The 16,543-nt window shown below is 39.9% G+C and carries 14 protein-coding genes; 5 read left to right on the forward strand and 9 right to left on the reverse strand.

The features are described from left to right. Positions 1–10: 10 nt before the first annotated feature. Entirely contained in the window at positions 11–1,729 is a 1,719-nt protein-coding gene (gene acsA, locus BGM26_RS12205; RefSeq protein ID WP_217040081.1) for an acetate--CoA ligase, read from the reverse strand. 291 nt (positions 1,730–2,020) lie between these two features. Between acsA and BGM26_RS12210 the strand changes: the two genes are divergently transcribed. The 3 genes from BGM26_RS12210 (at position 2,021) to BGM26_RS12220 (ending at position 4,750) form a co-directional block, all read left to right on the forward strand. Next, positions 2,021–2,653 carry a GNAT family N-acetyltransferase gene (locus tag BGM26_RS12210; RefSeq protein ID WP_217040082.1) on the forward strand — a complete coding sequence of 211 codons (633 nt, stop codon included), beginning with the start codon at positions 2,021–2,023 and terminating at the stop codon, positions 2,651–2,653. 280 nt (positions 2,654–2,933) lie between these two features. Beyond that, positions 2,934–3,581, forward strand: coding sequence for an acetoin utilization AcuB family protein (locus tag BGM26_RS12215; protein ID WP_217040083.1), 648 nt, complete (start codon positions 2,934–2,936; stop codon positions 3,579–3,581). Beyond that, a complete protein-coding gene (locus tag BGM26_RS12220; protein ID WP_217040084.1) occupies positions 3,578–4,750 on the forward strand; it encodes an acetoin utilization protein AcuC in 1,173 nt (390 codons plus the stop codon). The genes BGM26_RS12215 and BGM26_RS12220 overlap by 4 nt, the downstream gene beginning before the upstream one ends. Before the next feature lie 32 nt (positions 4,751–4,782). On the opposite strand, the gene motS is transcribed toward BGM26_RS12220, so the two are convergent. The 4 genes from motS to BGM26_RS12240 form a co-directional block, all read right to left on the reverse strand. Next, entirely contained in the window at positions 4,783–5,532 is a 750-nt protein-coding gene (motS, locus tag BGM26_RS12225) for a flagellar motor protein MotS (RefSeq protein WP_217040085.1), read from the reverse strand. Beyond that, entirely contained in the window at positions 5,522–6,340 is an 819-nt protein-coding gene (motP, locus tag BGM26_RS12230; RefSeq protein ID WP_217040086.1) for a flagellar motor protein MotP, read from the reverse strand. Before motP ends, motS begins: the two co-directional genes overlap by 11 nt. 419 nt (positions 6,341–6,759) lie before the next feature. Beyond that, positions 6,760–7,758, reverse strand: coding sequence for a catabolite control protein A (ccpA, locus tag BGM26_RS12235; RefSeq protein ID WP_217040087.1), 999 nt, complete (start codon positions 7,756–7,758; stop codon positions 6,760–6,762). Positions 7,759–8,102: 344 nt separating this feature from the next. Further along, complete coding sequence (locus tag BGM26_RS12240) at positions 8,103–9,173, reverse strand: bifunctional 3-deoxy-7-phosphoheptulonate synthase/chorismate mutase (protein WP_217040088.1); 1,071 nt, start codon at positions 9,171–9,173, stop codon at positions 8,103–8,105. 436 nt (positions 9,174–9,609) lie between these two features. Between BGM26_RS12240 and pilM the strand changes: the two genes are divergently transcribed. Beyond that, positions 9,610–11,796, forward strand: a complete 2,187-nt coding sequence (pilM, locus tag BGM26_RS12245) for a cell division protein FtsA (RefSeq protein WP_217040089.1) — start codon at positions 9,610–9,612, stop codon at positions 11,794–11,796. 34 nt (positions 11,797–11,830) lie between these two features. Here the strand turns inward: pilM and ytxJ are convergent, their stop codons facing one another. From ytxJ to BGM26_RS12260, 3 genes are all read right to left on the reverse strand, one after another. After that, on the reverse strand, positions 11,831–12,154 hold the full coding sequence (ytxJ, locus tag BGM26_RS12250; RefSeq protein WP_217040090.1) for a bacillithiol system redox-active protein YtxJ: 324 nt from the start codon (positions 12,152–12,154) through the stop codon (positions 11,831–11,833). A 69-nt stretch (positions 12,155–12,223) separates the two neighbouring features. Then, positions 12,224–12,694 carry a YtxH domain-containing protein gene (locus BGM26_RS12255; protein WP_217040091.1) on the reverse strand — a complete coding sequence of 157 codons (471 nt, stop codon included), beginning with the start codon at positions 12,692–12,694 and terminating at the stop codon, positions 12,224–12,226. A gap of 17 nt (positions 12,695–12,711) precedes the next feature. Further along, positions 12,712–13,191, reverse strand: coding sequence for a DUF948 domain-containing protein (locus BGM26_RS12260; RefSeq protein ID WP_217040092.1), 480 nt, complete (start codon positions 13,189–13,191; stop codon positions 12,712–12,714). Between the two features lie 413 nt (positions 13,192–13,604). Between BGM26_RS12260 and BGM26_RS12265 the strand changes: the two genes are divergently transcribed. Beyond that, on the forward strand, positions 13,605–14,720 hold the full coding sequence (locus BGM26_RS12265; RefSeq protein ID WP_217040093.1) for an aminopeptidase: 1,116 nt from the start codon (positions 13,605–13,607) through the stop codon (positions 14,718–14,720). Positions 14,721–14,862: 142 nt separating this feature from the next. Here BGM26_RS12265 and murC read toward each other — a convergent pair whose 3' ends face one another. Next, positions 14,863–16,161, reverse strand: a complete 1,299-nt coding sequence (gene murC / locus BGM26_RS12270) for a UDP-N-acetylmuramate--L-alanine ligase (protein WP_217040094.1) — start codon at positions 16,159–16,161, stop codon at positions 14,863–14,865. Between the last annotated feature and the right edge of the window lie 382 nt (positions 16,162–16,543).

Here is a 16,543-nt window from a genome sequence, read left to right on the forward strand (position 1 = left end):
TTTCATTCTATTAATCCTCCATTGTAGAAAGGTCGCCTGTAGGCAGGTTTAATTCCCATGCTTTTAAGACGCGGCGCATGATTTTTCCACTTCTTGTTTTTGGTAGCTTATCACGGAATTCAATTTCACGTGGAGCTGCATGTGCTGCAAGTCCCTTTTTAACAAATTGGCGAATATCTTCAGTTAGTTCTTCAGTAGCTTCATACCCATCAAGTAAAGCGATAAATGCTTTTATTATTTCTCCGCGAACAGGATCCGGCTTCCCGATCACACCTGCTTCAGCTACCGCAGGATGCTCTAGCAGCTTGCTCTCTACTTCAAATGGACCTACCCGTTCACCTGAAGTCATGATCACATCATCGACACGGCCTTGGAACCAGAAATAACCTTCGGGGTCCATATAAGCAGAGTCACCTGAAACATACCAATCACCTGGCATGAAATAGGACTCATATTTCTGTTCATTATTCCATATCGCATGCATCATGGCAGGCCAGCCTTTTTTAATCGCTAGATTGCCCATTCGATTTGGAGGTAGTTCATTCCCTTGATCATCCACAATCGCTGCTACGACACCAGGAATTGGTTTTCCCATCGAACCAGGCTTAATTTCTACGCTAGGATAATTACAGATTAACAATGCCCCTGTCTCTGTCATCCACCATGTATCATGAACACGTAAATGGAATACTTTCATACCCCATCTTACGACTTCCGGATTTAACGGTTCACCAACACTAACAATATGACGGAGACTGCTAAGATCAAATTTCTTTACAACCTCATCCCCTGCTCCCATTAGCATTCGGAATGCAGTAGGCGCACTATACCACACTGAAACCCCATATTCTTCAAGCATTTTATACCATGATTCAGGATTAAACCTTCCACCGACAACCAAGTTTGAAGTTCCTGTTAACCACGGTCCGAACATGCCGTATGAAGTGCCCGTTACCCAGCCAGGGTCTGCAGTACACCAGAAGACATCCTCTTCTTTTAAATCAAGAACCCATTTAGCCGTTTGATATTGTTGGATCATCGCATTATGTACATGCAGTACTCCCTTAGGCTTTCCAGTTGATCCGGAAGTATAATGAAGAATTAGTCCATCTGTCCGCTCTACCCATTCAATAGAAAGCTTGTTGCTAGCCTCTGCAAATCTTTTATTAAAATCAATATATTTTCCTTCTTCTTCAATATCATCTCCCACAAGGAAAATATGTTTTAATGCAGGAAGCTCATTGACTGGAACACGTTTTAAAAGCTCTGGTGTAGTAATTAAAACTTTAGCCTCGCTATCTTCCAAGCGATCACGAACAGCTCCCTCCATGAATGCTTCAAATAGTGGTCCTACAATGGCTCCAAGCTTGATTACACCTAATGCGGCAAAATAAAGTTCAGGTGAGCGTGGCATAAAAATAAATACCCTGTCCCCTTTTTCAACATCTCCAAATGTCTTTAGAACATTTCCTGCCTTATTCGAAAGCTCTTTCATCTCTTTAAAAGTATATTTTTCATTCCGCAAGCCTTCCCGATAGTACAAGGCAATCTTATTCTTCCTAAAAGATTCAGCATGCCTGTCAATCGCTTCATAGGCCATGTTTAACCGCCCAGATTCATACCAAGAGAATGCCTTCTCTGTTTCTGTCCACTCGAATTGCTTGTACAATTCGTCATAATTCTTTAAATTGTAATCCCCCTGAGTAGCCGGCAATGCTTCTACTTGCATATCCCCAAATCCCCCTTTGTGATGTTCAGCTTTAGCCTTCTGCTACATCCTCTTAAAGCATATCAACCGAGTTTAAGCAGTATGCCTCCGCTTTTCTTAATTTTCTATCATTATATTATAGGTTTCTACTTTTCACAATATTTTAAAAAATATTATAATTCGACTATTTATCCATTCAATTGTCACAATTCGTTTTCAAACTATACAGAAAATAATGTGAAAGCGGTTTAATTTGCTAGATTTTATGTATAATAGAATTAATATTGATCATGCGATTTAGGCGGTGTATAAATGGAACATCGAAAAACGTATAATGCAAAAGAAATAATGACCCCAAGGGGAAAGTTAATTATTGAGGGACCCATTTCACCCGGAAAATTAGCCGATTTGGAGTTTCATAAGGATTTAGTTGCTTTCCGTCCACCTGAACAGCAAAAGAAGGCACTTGTAGAAATAGCCGCCCTGCCGGAAGGAAGAATTATTATAGCCAGAAACCGGGATACAATTGTTGGCTACGTTACATATGTATATCCCGACCCGCTTGAAAGATGGTCCGAAGGAAAAATGGACAATTTAATTGAACTTGGCGCGATTGAAGTCATTCCAGAATTCAGAGGTTCAGGCATCGGGAAGAACTTAATTAAAGTTTCAATGATGGATGATGCAATGGAAGATTATCTCATCATTACAACCGAGTACTATTGGCACTGGGATTTAAAAGGGACCGGTTTAAATGTCTGGGAGTACAGAAAAGTAATGGAGAAAATGATGAACGCAGGCGGCCTCGAGTGGTATGCCACAGATGATCCAGAAATCTCTTCTCATCCTGCCAATTGTTTAATGGCCAAAATCGGCAAACGAGTTGATCTAGACTCAGTCCAGCAATTTGACCGTCTTAGATTTATGAATCGATTTATGTACTAATACAAGAGTAAAAGCGCCTAGGTCACCCCGTCAAGCACAGGACGTGACAGTCATCTAACTTCAAAAAGCTTATTCTTATTATCTTAAGGCTGTTTTCGTAAAGTTTGTTGCTTTTATAATGTGATTTTTATTTAATAGTCTGAGTTGATTGGAGCAGAGGGCTTCCCGTCACTCTCCGCGGAAAGCAAGTGCCCGCAGCGGAAATCAACGGGCAAACTTTGCAGGCTAAAACAACAATTATGCGAAAACAGCCTATCTTAATAATAAGGGGGATATGAAAGTGATTGTTGAAGAAATTATGAAGGCGGAAGTTACCACTTTGTCAAAGGATGACAGCATAGCAGATGCCATTAAGTTAATGGGAGCAAAGAAAATCCGCCACCTTCCTATTATCGATGAAGGCAAGCGGCTAGTCGGGCTTGTAACAGATCGCGATATTCGCGATGCAACGCCATCCATATTTGAAACAGAAGATTTTAAAAATGGCTTACAAAACCCGCTGAAAATGCTTATGAAAACAGAAATCATAACTGGGCATCCGCTCGATTTTGTTGAAGAGGTTTCAGCAATTTTATACGAGCATCGCATTGGCTGCCTACCCATTTTAAAAGACGAGAAGCTGGTAGGGATTGTAACAGAAACCGATCTGCTTCGAACCTTAGTTGAATTGACAGGTGCTCACCAGCCTGGCTCACAAGTTGAAGTGAAAGTGCCAAATCGGGCTGGAATGCTGTGTGAGGTTGCTACAGTTATCAGTAATCGAAAAGCAAATATTCAAAGTGTGCTAGTTTACCCTGATAAAAGTGATGAAAACTATAAAATTCTTGTGCTAAGAGTACAAACGATGAACCCACTAAATTTAATAGATGATTTAATGAATGCTGGGCATCAAGTTCTTTGGCCGAACCATCCGGGGAAATCATCATGATTCAAGATTCTATTTTTATTTTTTCAGAAGACTTGTTGAACTACAAATTCAGCGAGAATCATCCTTTTAATCAAATTAGAATTAAACTAACGCTTGATTTGCTCAAAAATATGAATGCGATTCAGGAGCTTCACCTCATTCCACCCCGCACTGCTTCAGATGAAGAGCTTCACCTCATTCATGATCCAAGTTACGTGAATGCCGTGAAGCTTGCGGGCAGTGGGCAGCTTTCCGCAGGTGTTGGCGAAAATTACGGACTTGGCACGGAAGATACCCCTATATTCCCAAATATGCATGAAGCAAGTTCATTGTTAGTTGGGGGGACTTTAACAGCTGTTGATTATGTGATGAGTGGGCGTGCAAAGCATGCACTGCATCTTGGCGGGGGCCTACATCACGGCTTTCGGGGGAAAGCATCCGGTTTTTGTATCTATAACGACAGCTCTGTTGCCATTAAATATATTCAGGAAAAATATAAGGCAAGGGTCCTTTATGTAGATACAGATGCCCATCATGGGGACGGAGTTCAATGGTCATTTTATGATGATCCTGATGTTTGCACACTGTCCATTCATGAAACAGGCCGGTACTTATTTCCAGGCACAGGAAACGTCAATGAACGGGGGCAAGGGAAAGGGTATGGCTATTCTTTTAATATTCCAGTCGATGCGTTCACAGAAGATGACTCCTGGCTTGATGTATATCGTACATCATTAAGGGAAGTGGCTGATTTTTTTAGGCCAGATGTTATTCTGACACAAAACGGTGCCGATTCCCATTATTTAGATCCGCTTACCCATTTATCATCATCCATGAAGATCTATCGTGAAATCCCAAAGCTTGCCCATGAAATCGCCCATCAATATTGCAATGGAAAATGGATTGCTGTCGGGGGTGGGGGATATGATATATGGCGAGTCGTCCCTCGTGCTTGGGCTTTAATTTGGCTAGAGATGACGGAAAACTCAAATTGTTATGGGAATTTGCCGCCTGAGTGGATAAATAACTGGATGGATGCTTCTCCCGTTGCACTCCCTGTTCAATGGGAAGACCCCGATGACCTATATCAGCCCATCCCAAGGAAAATGGAAATAACCGAAAAAAACGCACAAACATTAGATAAAGCACTGTATCCAATTAGAAATCGTAGTAAAACTAATTCAATGTAAAAAGGATGACTCAGGTTTTGAGTCATCTCTTTTTAATTAGAAACGATATCTTTTTCATTATATTTCGGATCAGAGATAATAATTTCTACACGGCGGTTTTTTCGCCTATTTTCCGCATCTGTATTCGAAACAATTGGCCTTGTATCCGCATAACCGACCGCGATAAATCGATTGCTTTCAAGTTGATGGTTTTCGATAAGATACTTAATAACACTGCTTGCGCGTGAAGCAGATAGCTCCCAATTAGATGGGTATCGGTAGGTGCTCATCGGAATATTATCTGAATGGCCCTCAACCTTTATTAAGTTTGGCAGCTTTGTTAAAAGCTCCCCTACTTTATCTAGAAATGCATAGGAGTCATCGAGTAGAATGGCTTCCCCGGGATCAAAAAGAACCTTTTCTTGAAGTACGAGGACGACACCGCGCTCAGTCCGGTTGGCGACAATCACATCTTCCATCCCATTCTTATCCAAAAAGCTTTGTACTTCCATTAAAAGGGTTTCCAAGGATTTCTCTGCCTCTGAATCTCCTTTATCATCTTTTTTTACCGGCATGTCGCCTTCTTGCCCGGCCGAGTTTTCAAGCGGAATAACTGAAGGATAGAAATCAAAAAATTGCTCGCGGAAAGACTCAGAAATGGCTTTGAATTTAATCATATCAATTTGCGACATTGAAAATAGCAAAATAAAAAAAACTAATATTAAGGTAACTAAATCAGAGAATGTAACCATCCACCCAGGAGCACCTTTGGCAGGTTCCGATGATCTTCTCTTAAGCCTCATCTTCCAAAGCCTCCCCTGCTGTCAACACTTTTGCAGCCTCTCTCCGCTCGTTTGCTGATAAAAAGGCACTTAGCTTTTCTTCCAAAAGCCTAGGATTCTGACCAGCCTGTACCCCGATTACACCTTCAATAATAATTTGCTTTAAGAACACTTCTTGCTCGGTCTTCAATGCCAGCTTGGACGCTAATGGGAGAAAGACGAGGTTTGCAAGCAATGTCCCATATAAGGTAGTTAGCAGGGCAATGGCCATATTAGGTCCTAGACTGGATGGATCATTTAAACTTTTCAGCATAAGAACGAGACCGATTAACGTACCGATCATCCCCCATGCAGGAGCATACTCCCCAGCCTTTTCAAGAATACTTCTACCTTTTCTATGTCTTTCTTCCATTGCTGCAATTTCCGCATTCATTATATCGTTAATAACGTCTGATTCGATTCCGTCAACAGCAAGCAAGACTCCCTTTCGAATAAAAGGGTCTTCAACTTCTACCAATACCGCTTCCAAAGATAGCAGACCTTCTCGACGAGCTCGCTCAGAGAGATTGACAAAAATTCTAATTAAATGGTTAAGGTTTTGCTCATTATGAGAAAAGCCCTGTTTGATTACAGGCAACATATTTTTCATATCTTTAAATGGGAAACTAACTAGGAGCCCGGCTAATAAGCCACCTAATACAATTAAAAATGAAGCAGGATCGATAAAGGAAAAGAAACTGCTTATTCCTCCATTTGACATAATACCGAAAATAAGCATTATGAAGCCGAAAATCAATCCAACCGGTGTTAAAACATCAAACTTTCTCATATTCCCTCTCCAGATTCTTCAAAAATAATGAAATTCAATTAGCGTTTTCTTTGTCTAACTAAGGCACCCCCGGGTAAAACCGTCCCAGCTTTTCTACTTGTCCATCTACAGCACCTAGCCCCGACGTATAGGACGTACTAGTGTCGACAATGCGACAGGATAAGGAAAGCTTCGGTAGAATAATCATCGCACGCAGAAAAAGTGCTTTTCTTTTTCGAGGACACAGCTGTTTGTCGATCTCGAGGTCATAAGCCAAGCCGACAAGAAGGTTAAAGAACACCCTTCATGCCGACTCGTCTTATGCTTGTCGGACTTGCACAGGATGTGCTGACGTCGACGTTCGCCACGGGACGTGGCGAGTTTAGTCGACGCTCCTCTACCAAGATGCCTCCACTTTTCTACTAATATCGCCATTTTCATTATTTTGTTGAGTTTCGTTGTTCAATCCTGTGTGGAAGGACGACAATATGGTCCGTCACTTCTTCTTTGTTCATATATTTCGTAAGAAGTCTCATTGCTACTGCTCCAATATCATATAAAGGCTGGATCACAGTTGTCAGCTGTGGACGGACCATTAATGATAACCGTGTATTATCCGAACAAATCACCTCAAAGTCATCAGGAACTTTAAAACCTCTGTCAGCTGCTCCATGAACGACTCCTAGCGCCATTTCATCTGAGCCGCAAAAAATAGCTGTTGGTTTCGTTTCTGCTTGAAGAAGCCTTTCAAGTGCCTCTATGCCTGAATCATAGGTATAATCCTCTTCTGATGCAAATAACTCTTCTTTAAATGAAAGCCCCGCCTCAGTGAGTGCTCGCTCATAGCCCGCTAGTTTTTTTCCGTTTATCGGCTCACGCATAGGTCCCAAAACAATTGCTATCTCTTTATGATTGTTTTTAATAAAGGACGTTACTGCATCAAAGGTTGCTTTTTCATAATCAATATTCACTGATGGTATTGTTTCAGTTTCCTCAATTGAGCCGGCCAAAACGATCGGCACAGGTGATTTTTCGAATTCCTCCACAAGTTCAGATGTAATATTCCCCCCCATAAATACGATGCCATCCACTTGTTTGCCAAGCATTGTATTAAATAATCGGAGTTCCTTTTCTAAATTTTCATCTGAATTGCTTAAAATAATATTGTATTTATACATCGTTGCGATATCTTCTATCCCTCTTGCAAGCTCTGCAAAGAAGATGTTCGAAATATCCGGGATGATAACCCCAACAGTCGTCGTTTTTTTGCTCGCTAGGCCGCGAGCAACAGCATTGGGACGATAACCTAGCCTTTCAATCACTTCTGATACTTTTTTCCGGGTAGCTGGCTTAACATTCGGATTTCCATTAACAACGCGTGAAACTGTTGCCATCGACACGTTCGCTTCTCTTGCAACGTCATATATCGTAATGTTCATTACTTTCACTCCTTTTTAAAATCGTCACAATATTTTTCTTATTAGTTTACAGCAAATAGCTGATCCCTACTCACATTTTCATTGTGACCAGTTACACATGCATAATTATGTATTAATGATACGACAGTAATTGGCATGCCGCAATGTCAATCCTCCTTTTTTTACAAAAAAGAGAGATTTGAGTATTATACCGTAAAAAAATATTCATAAGCGCACTCCCAACCTCATATGTAAATGTTGTTCGATCTGCTTTTACAGCACTAACTAGACTTGCTCAAGACAATTAATAATTCGCAAAGAAAAACAGAAAAAAGCCTTCTGTCGCTACAGAAGGCTTCTTTCTATTACACTCTGACAAACGCCGAAGATTGAAGTTCGTTCATGAAATCATCAAACTGTTTTAAATTCATCTGCTGTGCATTATCCGATAGCGCTACTGCTGGATCAGGGTGAACCTCTGCCATAACGCCGTCAGCACCAATTGCTAGTGCAGCTTTTGCTGCTGGAAGCAACAGATCGCGTCTGCCTGTTGAATGTGTAACATCAACTAATACAGGCAAATGAGTTTCTTTCTTTAAAATTGGAACAGCAGAAATATCAAGAGTATTGCGTGTTGCCCGTTCATACGTACGGATTCCGCGTTCACAAAGAATGATTTGCCCATTTCCTTGAGCCATGATGTATTCAGCTGCATTAATAAACTCCTCGATCGTTGCCGCAATTCCCCTCTTCAAAAGAATCGGTTTGTTCACAGCGCCTGCCGCTTTTAATAGCTCAAAGTTCTGCATGTTTCTTGCACCGATTTGGATGACATCAAGATAATCGACAGCCGTCTCAATATCCGCTGGACTGACGATCTCACTAATGACAGCCAAGTCATATTCATCTGCTACTCTTTTTAGGATTTTGAGCCCCTCTAAGCCAAGCCCCTGAAAATCATATGGAGATGTTCTTGGCTTGAACGCTCCGCCTCGCAGAAGCTTAAGTCCTTTTGCCTTAACTGCCTCAGCAACAGTCGCAACTTGTTCGTAAGATTCAACCGCACATGGACCAAACACCAAATGCGGATTTCCGTCACCGATTTTTTCTCCTCTTAAGTTTACAATTGTATCTTCAGGCTTTTTCTTTCTTGAAACTAAAAGAGCCTTGCGATGATCATCTTCTTGAAGCTCTAATCCTGCCTTAAATATCTCTTTGAACATATGTTCAATCGTGGAATTTTCAAAAGGACCATCATTATGCTCCTTAATTAAATTCAACATATCCCGCTCGCGGACAGGATCATAACGGTAAACCCCTTGTGTTTCCTTTGCCTTTCCAATTTCCTGAACAAGCTTTGCTCTCTCATTAATTAATGATAAAAGCTGCAAATTCAGCTCATCCACACGATCTCTTAGTTGATCAAGATTACTCATTACATTCCCTGCCCTTCGGTTTAATAGTAGAGTCGCAAAAAGAAAACCTCTATGAAAAAGGAAAATCAGATAACCTTCCATTCATCATAACGAATAATTTTCTTTCTTCTTTATTGACTCGGTAATATGTGATACATTTTTAATAATTAGAATTTATTATATATGAATTATCTTTGCATGTCACGTAATATTTCTTTATTAATTAAACGCTTTTAAGTATTAAAGCGCTTTTTACGCGTGAACATGCATGATACACACCTAAAAGACAAATTTAAAAGCATGATGGGAAAACAAAAAACTTATACATGCTGCTCTTTTTATTAGCGTTTCCCAAAAAGAACACACCTATCATTTTTATCGTGAATGAATGGAGAGTTCCCCCTAAGCTATAGTTAATTATCACTTTATGATCATATCGCAAAGAAGGTGTATCCCCATGATTGAACAAAATAAGCTGTTTGCCTTAGATATTGGTACACGTTCTGTCATCGGAATTATTCTAGAGGAACAGGAAGGTCAATATCATGTTGTTGATATTCTAGTTAAAGAGCATCCGGAACGGGCAATGCTTGATGGACAAATACATGATGTTTTATCTGTTTCGAAAGTTATTTCTGAAGTAAAAGAAAGGCTTGAAGCAAAACATGGCCCCTTGAAAAAAGTTTGTGTGGCCGCTGCCGGAAGGGCTTTAAAGACTGAGCGGGCGAAAGTAACCGTCGATATTAACGGAAAGCCGCTAATCACCAAACAGGATATTCTTCATCTCGAACTAAGCGCAGTTCAGCATGCACAAGCGATTGTTGCTGAAAAACATCAAAATGATAAATCCCATTATTATTATTGTGTTGGCTATTCCATTCTCTATTATCGATTAGATGGCGAAGAAATTGGCCATTTAATTGATCAGCAAGGAGAAGAGGCTTCAGTAGAAATTATTGCTACCTTTTTACCTAAGGTAGTAGTTGAATCACTCCTCTCTGCACTTCAACGCGCAGGTCTTGAGATGGAAGCATTAACTCTTGAGCCTATTGCTGCGATCAATGTATTGATCCCTCCATCTATGCGCAGGTTAAATGTAGCATTAGTCGATATTGGAGCTGGAACTTCCGACATCGCCATAACAGATCTCGGGACAGTTGTTGCATATGGAATGGTGCCGATCGCAGGCGATGAAATAACGGAAGCGATCAGTGATCACCTGCTTCTTGACTTTCCGCTCGCTGAAAAAGCAAAAAGAGAATTATATACACAAGATACAATAACAGTCACGGATATTCTTGGATTTGACACCGAAATCCCAAAAGAAGAAATCACCTTGCAAATCTCTTCAACATTAGATCGGCTCGCTTCATCGATTTGTAAGGAAATTCTAACTCTTAACAATCAAAAGTCCCCTAAAGCCGTTATGCTTGTTGGGGGAGGAAGCCTCACGCCGGAACTGCCAAAACGGGTTGCCGAAAAGTTGAGTTTGCCAGATAACAGGGTTGCAATCAGGGGGATCGATGCGATAAGCTCTTTAACTATTTCTGAAAACATCGCAATGGGGCCTGACTTAGTGACACCGATTGGCATCGCGATCGCAGCCCATAAATCGCCAGTTCAATATAAAACCGTTTATGTGAATGAACAGCCAGTTCGTTTGTTTGAAGTCAAAAAGCTGACAATTGGTGATTGTCTTCTCGCCGCTGGAATAAAAATGAATAAGCTGTATGGCAAACCCGGTTTGGCAATGATTGTTACTTTAAATGGTCAGCATATTACAATCCCTGGCGGACATGGAGAGCCTCCGCTCATATTACGTAATGGCAAACCAAGTTCATTAGACGATGAGATCGAAAGCGGCGATCTGCTTATGGTTGAAAAAGGGGAGGATGGACATAAGGCAGATCTGCAAATTAGGGATCTAATTGATGAAATTCCAAAGAAGGACATAAAAGTAAATAATGAGGATTATACTTTATTTTCTGTGATTACTTGTAATGGCAGGAAAACCTCACCCGAGCAGTATTTGAATGACCGTGATGTGGTTGAATGCAAGATGCCGGAAACAGTTGAAGAAATGCTTGGCTCCTTAGGCTTACATGAACTAGTAAAAGAGCTAAGACCGTTTCAGGTAAAAATAAACGGACAAGAGACATACATCCCCCCACTTTCCGGCAAGTTGTACCGAAACGGGATCGAGATTAAACCCCATAATAGTTTTGAACATCATGATCATATTGTTACAAGTAAAAAAGCTACACCGACAGTACGAGAACTAGCACAACTTAAACAAATAATACTATCGCAAAGTATTCCAATCTCATTCGATGGAAAAAAAATACAGCTTACAAAACCCGTTACAAGCTTTAAGAGAGATGGGGTACAATTGTCAGACGATGATACGATCCGTAATGGAGATCATCTAATCATTGAACAGCGAAGGATTGAACCATTTATTTTCCAAGATTTATTCGGCCATGTTGAAATTGACATGCCTGCCCAAGCAAATGGAAGATTCGTTTTATTAAAAAATGGCGAGCAAGCAGCGTTTAACAGCGAACTTAAACCTGGTGATGACCTCAAAATCGTCTGGCCGCTTAAACAGAAAAGTACTGCTGGAGATAAAACACATAAAACATAAAAAAACATCCAAAACATGGATGTTTTTTTATGTTTTATTCCGCTATTACACTTTGTAAAGAGTCATACGTGATTTTCCAGTGCGAAGCATGCCAAGCAATAGCTCCATTTTTGAAAAGGATTGCCTGTGGTGATTCATGCTTAATTTCATATTTTTCAGCGATATGGTTGGATAAAGGACGATCCTCTTGAACAACTAAATAAAAGGTTTGCAGCTCTTTTTGTTCGTCTGCGAATTTTTCATATTCTTCATAGGCCGCCTGGCTGATCGGACACGTTGAACTATGCTTTAAAACAAGGAACTGTCCCTCTGCCTTTACTGCCTGATCAAAAGCTTCGATTCCCTCAAATTTTTTCATATTCACTTTCTCCTCCCAAAAATTAAACGATGAAGCAATCGTACCACTTCACCGTTTCTAAAACAATTTTTATTGATTATATTTATCCTCTGTCTCGTCGAAAGCCCGTTTCGTCTCTTCAAGCCTCCTTTGGATCTCTTGATCATAATCAGTGTTATGATTTTTTTCAAAATCACTATCAGCCGTTTGCCGATTTGCGCCCGAATTCGGCTTTATACTTTTTACTTTATTGACTATCTCTGTTGACTGTTTGGAAACGTTTTGGGTAAGGACATTTGTCTTTTCTTTCGCAACGGTTGCTAATTCGATTCCCTTATTCATAGCTGTCTCACGAAATTGACCGGTCTTTTCCTTTAGAACTGATGCTTGTTCATTTAAGTTACTTCTTATTTCCCTGCCTGATTTAGGGGAAAGGAAAAGGGCAGCTGCTGCACCAACCATACCACCGATTAAGGCACCGATTAAAAAATCCTTTGTATTCATGCTATCTTCAGATTTGGCCTGATTGTCGCCATGCTGTTTTCGTTCTTGACTGCTCATACTAGCATTCTCCTCCTTTAATCTCTTCCTCGTAATCTGCTTTTTTTGGGCACTTCCTTATCCACCAATTTTTCCTTATCAGAGTCCTGTCTTCTCATTTTCCATTTCTCTTTTATTTCAAAAAATACTTGACTCCATTGGACGACTTGCGAAATTTTATCTTTGTTTTCCTCAATCTGATTGTTTACCGAAGATGTGATCTTTTGGATCGAGCCATTGAATCCGCGAACAGATTCACCGACATCTTTAACAGCATTTACTACACTATTTAAACTCTCCGACTTTTCTGCGATATCATCAGCCAATGCATTTGTTTTATGCAAAAGAGCGGTCGTTTCTTTTGTCACTCCATCCAATTGCTTTTCCAAGCCTTCTATCGTTTTCGAAACGCTTTCTAATGTTACCTGCAATGATTTTAACGTCCTTGATAAATAAATGACTAGAATGAAAAAAGCGATGGCTATTAAAGCTACACTTAAATATAAAATAATTTGCACTAATTATACCTCCGGCTATTGTTTTGTTTATCTTTTTACCCTAATGGTTGATAAATAAACCACTATCAATATAAGAATTCCATTTAAAAGGGTCAATTTCCTTCTATAATTTTCTTCAATTCTGTGTACATAATTTTAACATAATCAAATTCGCCTTGGCGAATTTCGCCCAGATTTTTACCTTAGCTTGCTCGATAAATTCCTTTAAAAAATCTAAAGGCTCGCCGGGGGCTTAACTTTATTTAGCCGGGAGTTAAACCTCCTTGAATAGGATACCTTTCATCTCGCCACTTATATAAAAAGAGACTTCTGCTAAATAGAGTTAAAGGGGTTTGTAAAATTCAACAAAACGGACAAATTCGGTTACAATAAATAATGGTTCATATAATTTGTTTTTCGGAGGGATTTAAAGGATGAAAGATCCTCGTATTGAAACATTAGCAAAAAATTTAATTAATTATTCGATTCGCCTGCAAAAGGGAGAAAAGGTTCTGATCGAAAACTTTGGCCTGCAAAAGGAGCTTGTGACTGCCCTTGTGAAAGAAGCTTATGCAGCTGGCGGCTATCCATTTGTGTCTTTAAAAGATCATCAAGTGGACCGTGCTCTTCTATTAGGCGCACAGGAAGAGCAGTACAATCTAATGGCGGATTTTGAAGCAAATGTCATGAGCAAGATGGATGCATACATAGGCCTTCGTTCTGGCGATAATATTAATGAACATGCGGATGTTCCTGATGATAAAATGAAAATCCATGGAGCAACGATCGGCAAAAAAGTACATCGTGATATTCGTGTGCCAAAAACAAAATGGGTCGTTCTTAGGTACCCGAATTCTTCGATGGCGCAATTAGCAAAAATGAGTACAGAAGCATTCGAGGATTTTTATTTTAATGTATGTAACCTTGATTATGGAAAAATGGATAAAGCAATGGACAATCTTGTGGAATTAATGAACAAAACAGACAAGGTAAAAATCACTGGCCCTGGAACAGACTTAACATTTTCAATCAAAGATATTCCTGCGATCAAATGTTCAGGTCAAATGAACATTCCTGACGGTGAAGTTTTTACGGCTCCTGTTCGTGATTCAGTTAACGGCATCATCACTTATAACACGCCTTCACCATACAATGGCTTTACCTTTGAGAATGTAAAACTAACATTCAAGGATGGAAAAATTGTTGAAGCTGAAGCAAATGATAATGAAAGAATCAACAAGATTTTTGATACGGATGAAGGTGCACGCTATATCGGGGAATTTGCGATTGGGGTTAATCCTTATATTTTACATCCAATGCAGGACATTTTATTCGATGAAAAAATTGACGGCAGCTTCCATTTCACGCCCGGTCAATGCTATGATGAAGCCTACAATGGCAATAAATCCAATATTCATTGGGATATGGTGAACATCCAGCGTCCAGACTACGGTGGCGGTGAAATCTATTTTGATGATGTTCTTATTCGAAAAGATGGTCGCTTTGTCATTTCTGAATTAGAGGATCTTAATCCTGAGAACTTAAAATAATTATTAACAGGAACCAAACATAGTCTTAAATAATAAAAAAGGGTGCAAGCCTTCTGGTACCAACGTGAATCCTGTTGGTAATAGGCCGCATCCTTTTTATTTTTTGGCTGTTCTCGCAAACTTTGTTGCTATTCAAACTAAATTATGAATATTGTTTTTCGTATGCTTCTTGAAATTTTTGAATATCCCCAGCACCCATAAAGATAACGACGCCATTCTCGTGCGCCTTTAAAATGGCTGTTTCTTCCTCTGCTAAGATTTCAGAATCTGGGATTTTTTCCTTTAGATCCTCAATGGACAGCTTTCCGTGGTTTTCACGGGCGGATCCGAATATTTCACATAAGTATACTTTATCTGCCAAATTTAAACTCTCAGCAAATTCAGTAAGAAACGTTTGTGTACGTGTAAAAGTATGTGGCTGAAAAACACTAATAATTTCACGTTCAGGATACTTTTGCCTTGCTGCATCGATTGTCGCTTTAATTTCAGTTGGATGATGTGCATAATCATCAATAATAATTTGCGAGCCAATCTTCTTTTCCGTGAATCTTCTTTTTACGCCCTCAAAAGTGAGAAGCTGTTCCTGAACGATATGTGAATCAATTTCTTCATAATGGCAAAGAGCTATAACCGCCAATGAATTTAAAATGTTATGGTCTCCAAATGAAGGTATGGAAAATGTTTCATAAAACGTATTACGAACAAACACATCAAATGTCGTGCCCTCAGTTGATTTAACGACATTCCGAGCTTGAAAATCATTTTCTTCTCCAAATCCATAGAAAAGCACTGGTACTTTTGCTTGGATTTTTTGCAGCTGTTCGTCATCTCCGCATGCAAAAATGCCCTTATTTACTTGCCATGACATTTCCTGAAAGGCCGAAAAAACATCATCAATATTGGCAAAATAATCAGGATGATCAAAATCAATATTAGTCATGATCGCGTAATCTGGAAAATAAGACAGAAAGTGCCTTCTGTACTCGCATGCTTCAAAAACAAAACATTCCGCATCCTCGTCCCCATTTCCCGTTCCATCCCCGATCAGGAATGAAGTTGGTTTTGCACCTTTCATTACATGTGCAAGCAAGCCCGTAGTTGACGTTTTTCCATGAGCGCCTGTCACGGCGACGCTCGTAAAATTATTCATAAAGTCACCAAGGAAACGGTGATAACGCACAATAGGCAAGCCAAGCTTCATTGCTTCTTGAATTTCTTCATGGGTATCCGGAAAGGCATTTCCAGCAATAATTGTCATTCCGGGCTGTATATTTTCCTTTTGAAAGGGAAGGATCTTTATTCCTGATTGTTCAAGGGCCAGTTGAGTAAAAAAACGTTTATCATAGTCTGAGCCTTGTACTTGAAAATTCATATCATGGAGAACTTGAGCCAAGGCACTCATTCCGGACCCCTTAATACCTACGAAATGGTAAATAGTCATATAAAGAACCTCCAACCATCGTATATCTGTAAAACAGTATATGACATTTATCTAATTTTGCGCATATCCTCATTTCGGATATGATCCATAATGTTTAGTAAGAAAAATCGCTATAGGCAAACAGCATAATAAATTATTATAACATTGATTACATTAAAAAACTATGTAACGAATTGGAAACTTCTATTTGAGTCTTTTATTTGGCTCTTTTCGCATATTTATTGTTTTTAGCCTTCATAGTTTGCCCGTTGATTTCCGCTGCGGGCACTTGCTTTCCGCAAGGAGGGACAGGAGCCTCCTCGGCGTTACCGCCTGTGGGGTCTCCCGTTCCCTCTATTTCCCGCAGGACACTGAATTTACATCCTTGAATCTGCCCACGCAC

The organism is Bacillus sp. FJAT-29790 (assembly GCF_019039215.1).
GTDB lineage: Bacteria > Bacillota > Bacilli > Bacillales > Cytobacillaceae > Cytobacillus.

Bases quoted from the DNA above. Each gene is read 5' to 3' on its own strand.
- pilM (WP_217040089.1), top strand. From the start codon at position 9,610: ATGATTGAACAAAATAAGCTGTTTGCCTTAGATATTGGTACACGTTCT.
- ytxJ (WP_217040090.1), bottom strand. From the start codon at position 12,154: ATGAAAAAATTTGAGGGAATCGAAGCTTTTGATCAGGCAGTAAAGGCA.
- ccpA (WP_217040087.1), bottom strand. From the start codon at position 7,758: ATGAACATTACGATATATGACGTTGCAAGAGAAGCGAACGTGTCGATG.
- BGM26_RS12255 (WP_217040091.1), bottom strand. From the start codon at position 12,694: ATGAGCAGTCAAGAACGAAAACAGCATGGCGACAATCAGGCCAAATCT.
- motS (WP_217040085.1), bottom strand. From the start codon at position 5,532: ATGAGGCTTAAGAGAAGATCATCGGAACCTGCCAAAGGTGCTCCTGGG.
- murC (WP_217040094.1), bottom strand. From the start codon at position 16,161: ATGACTATTTACCATTTCGTAGGTATTAAGGGGTCCGGAATGAGTGCC.
- BGM26_RS12265 (WP_217040093.1), top strand. From the start codon at position 13,605: ATGAAAGATCCTCGTATTGAAACATTAGCAAAAAATTTAATTAATTAT.
- motP (WP_217040086.1), bottom strand. From the start codon at position 6,340: ATGAGAAAGTTTGATGTTTTAACACCGGTTGGATTGATTTTCGGCTTC.
- acsA (WP_217040081.1), bottom strand. From the start codon at position 1,729: ATGCAAGTAGAAGCATTGCCGGCTACTCAGGGGGATTACAATTTAAAG.
- BGM26_RS12220 (WP_217040084.1), top strand. From the start codon at position 3,578: ATGATTCAAGATTCTATTTTTATTTTTTCAGAAGACTTGTTGAACTAC.
- BGM26_RS12210 (WP_217040082.1), top strand. From the start codon at position 2,021: ATGGAACATCGAAAAACGTATAATGCAAAAGAAATAATGACCCCAAGG.
- BGM26_RS12240 (WP_217040088.1), bottom strand. From the start codon at position 9,173: ATGAGTAATCTTGATCAACTAAGAGATCGTGTGGATGAGCTGAATTTG.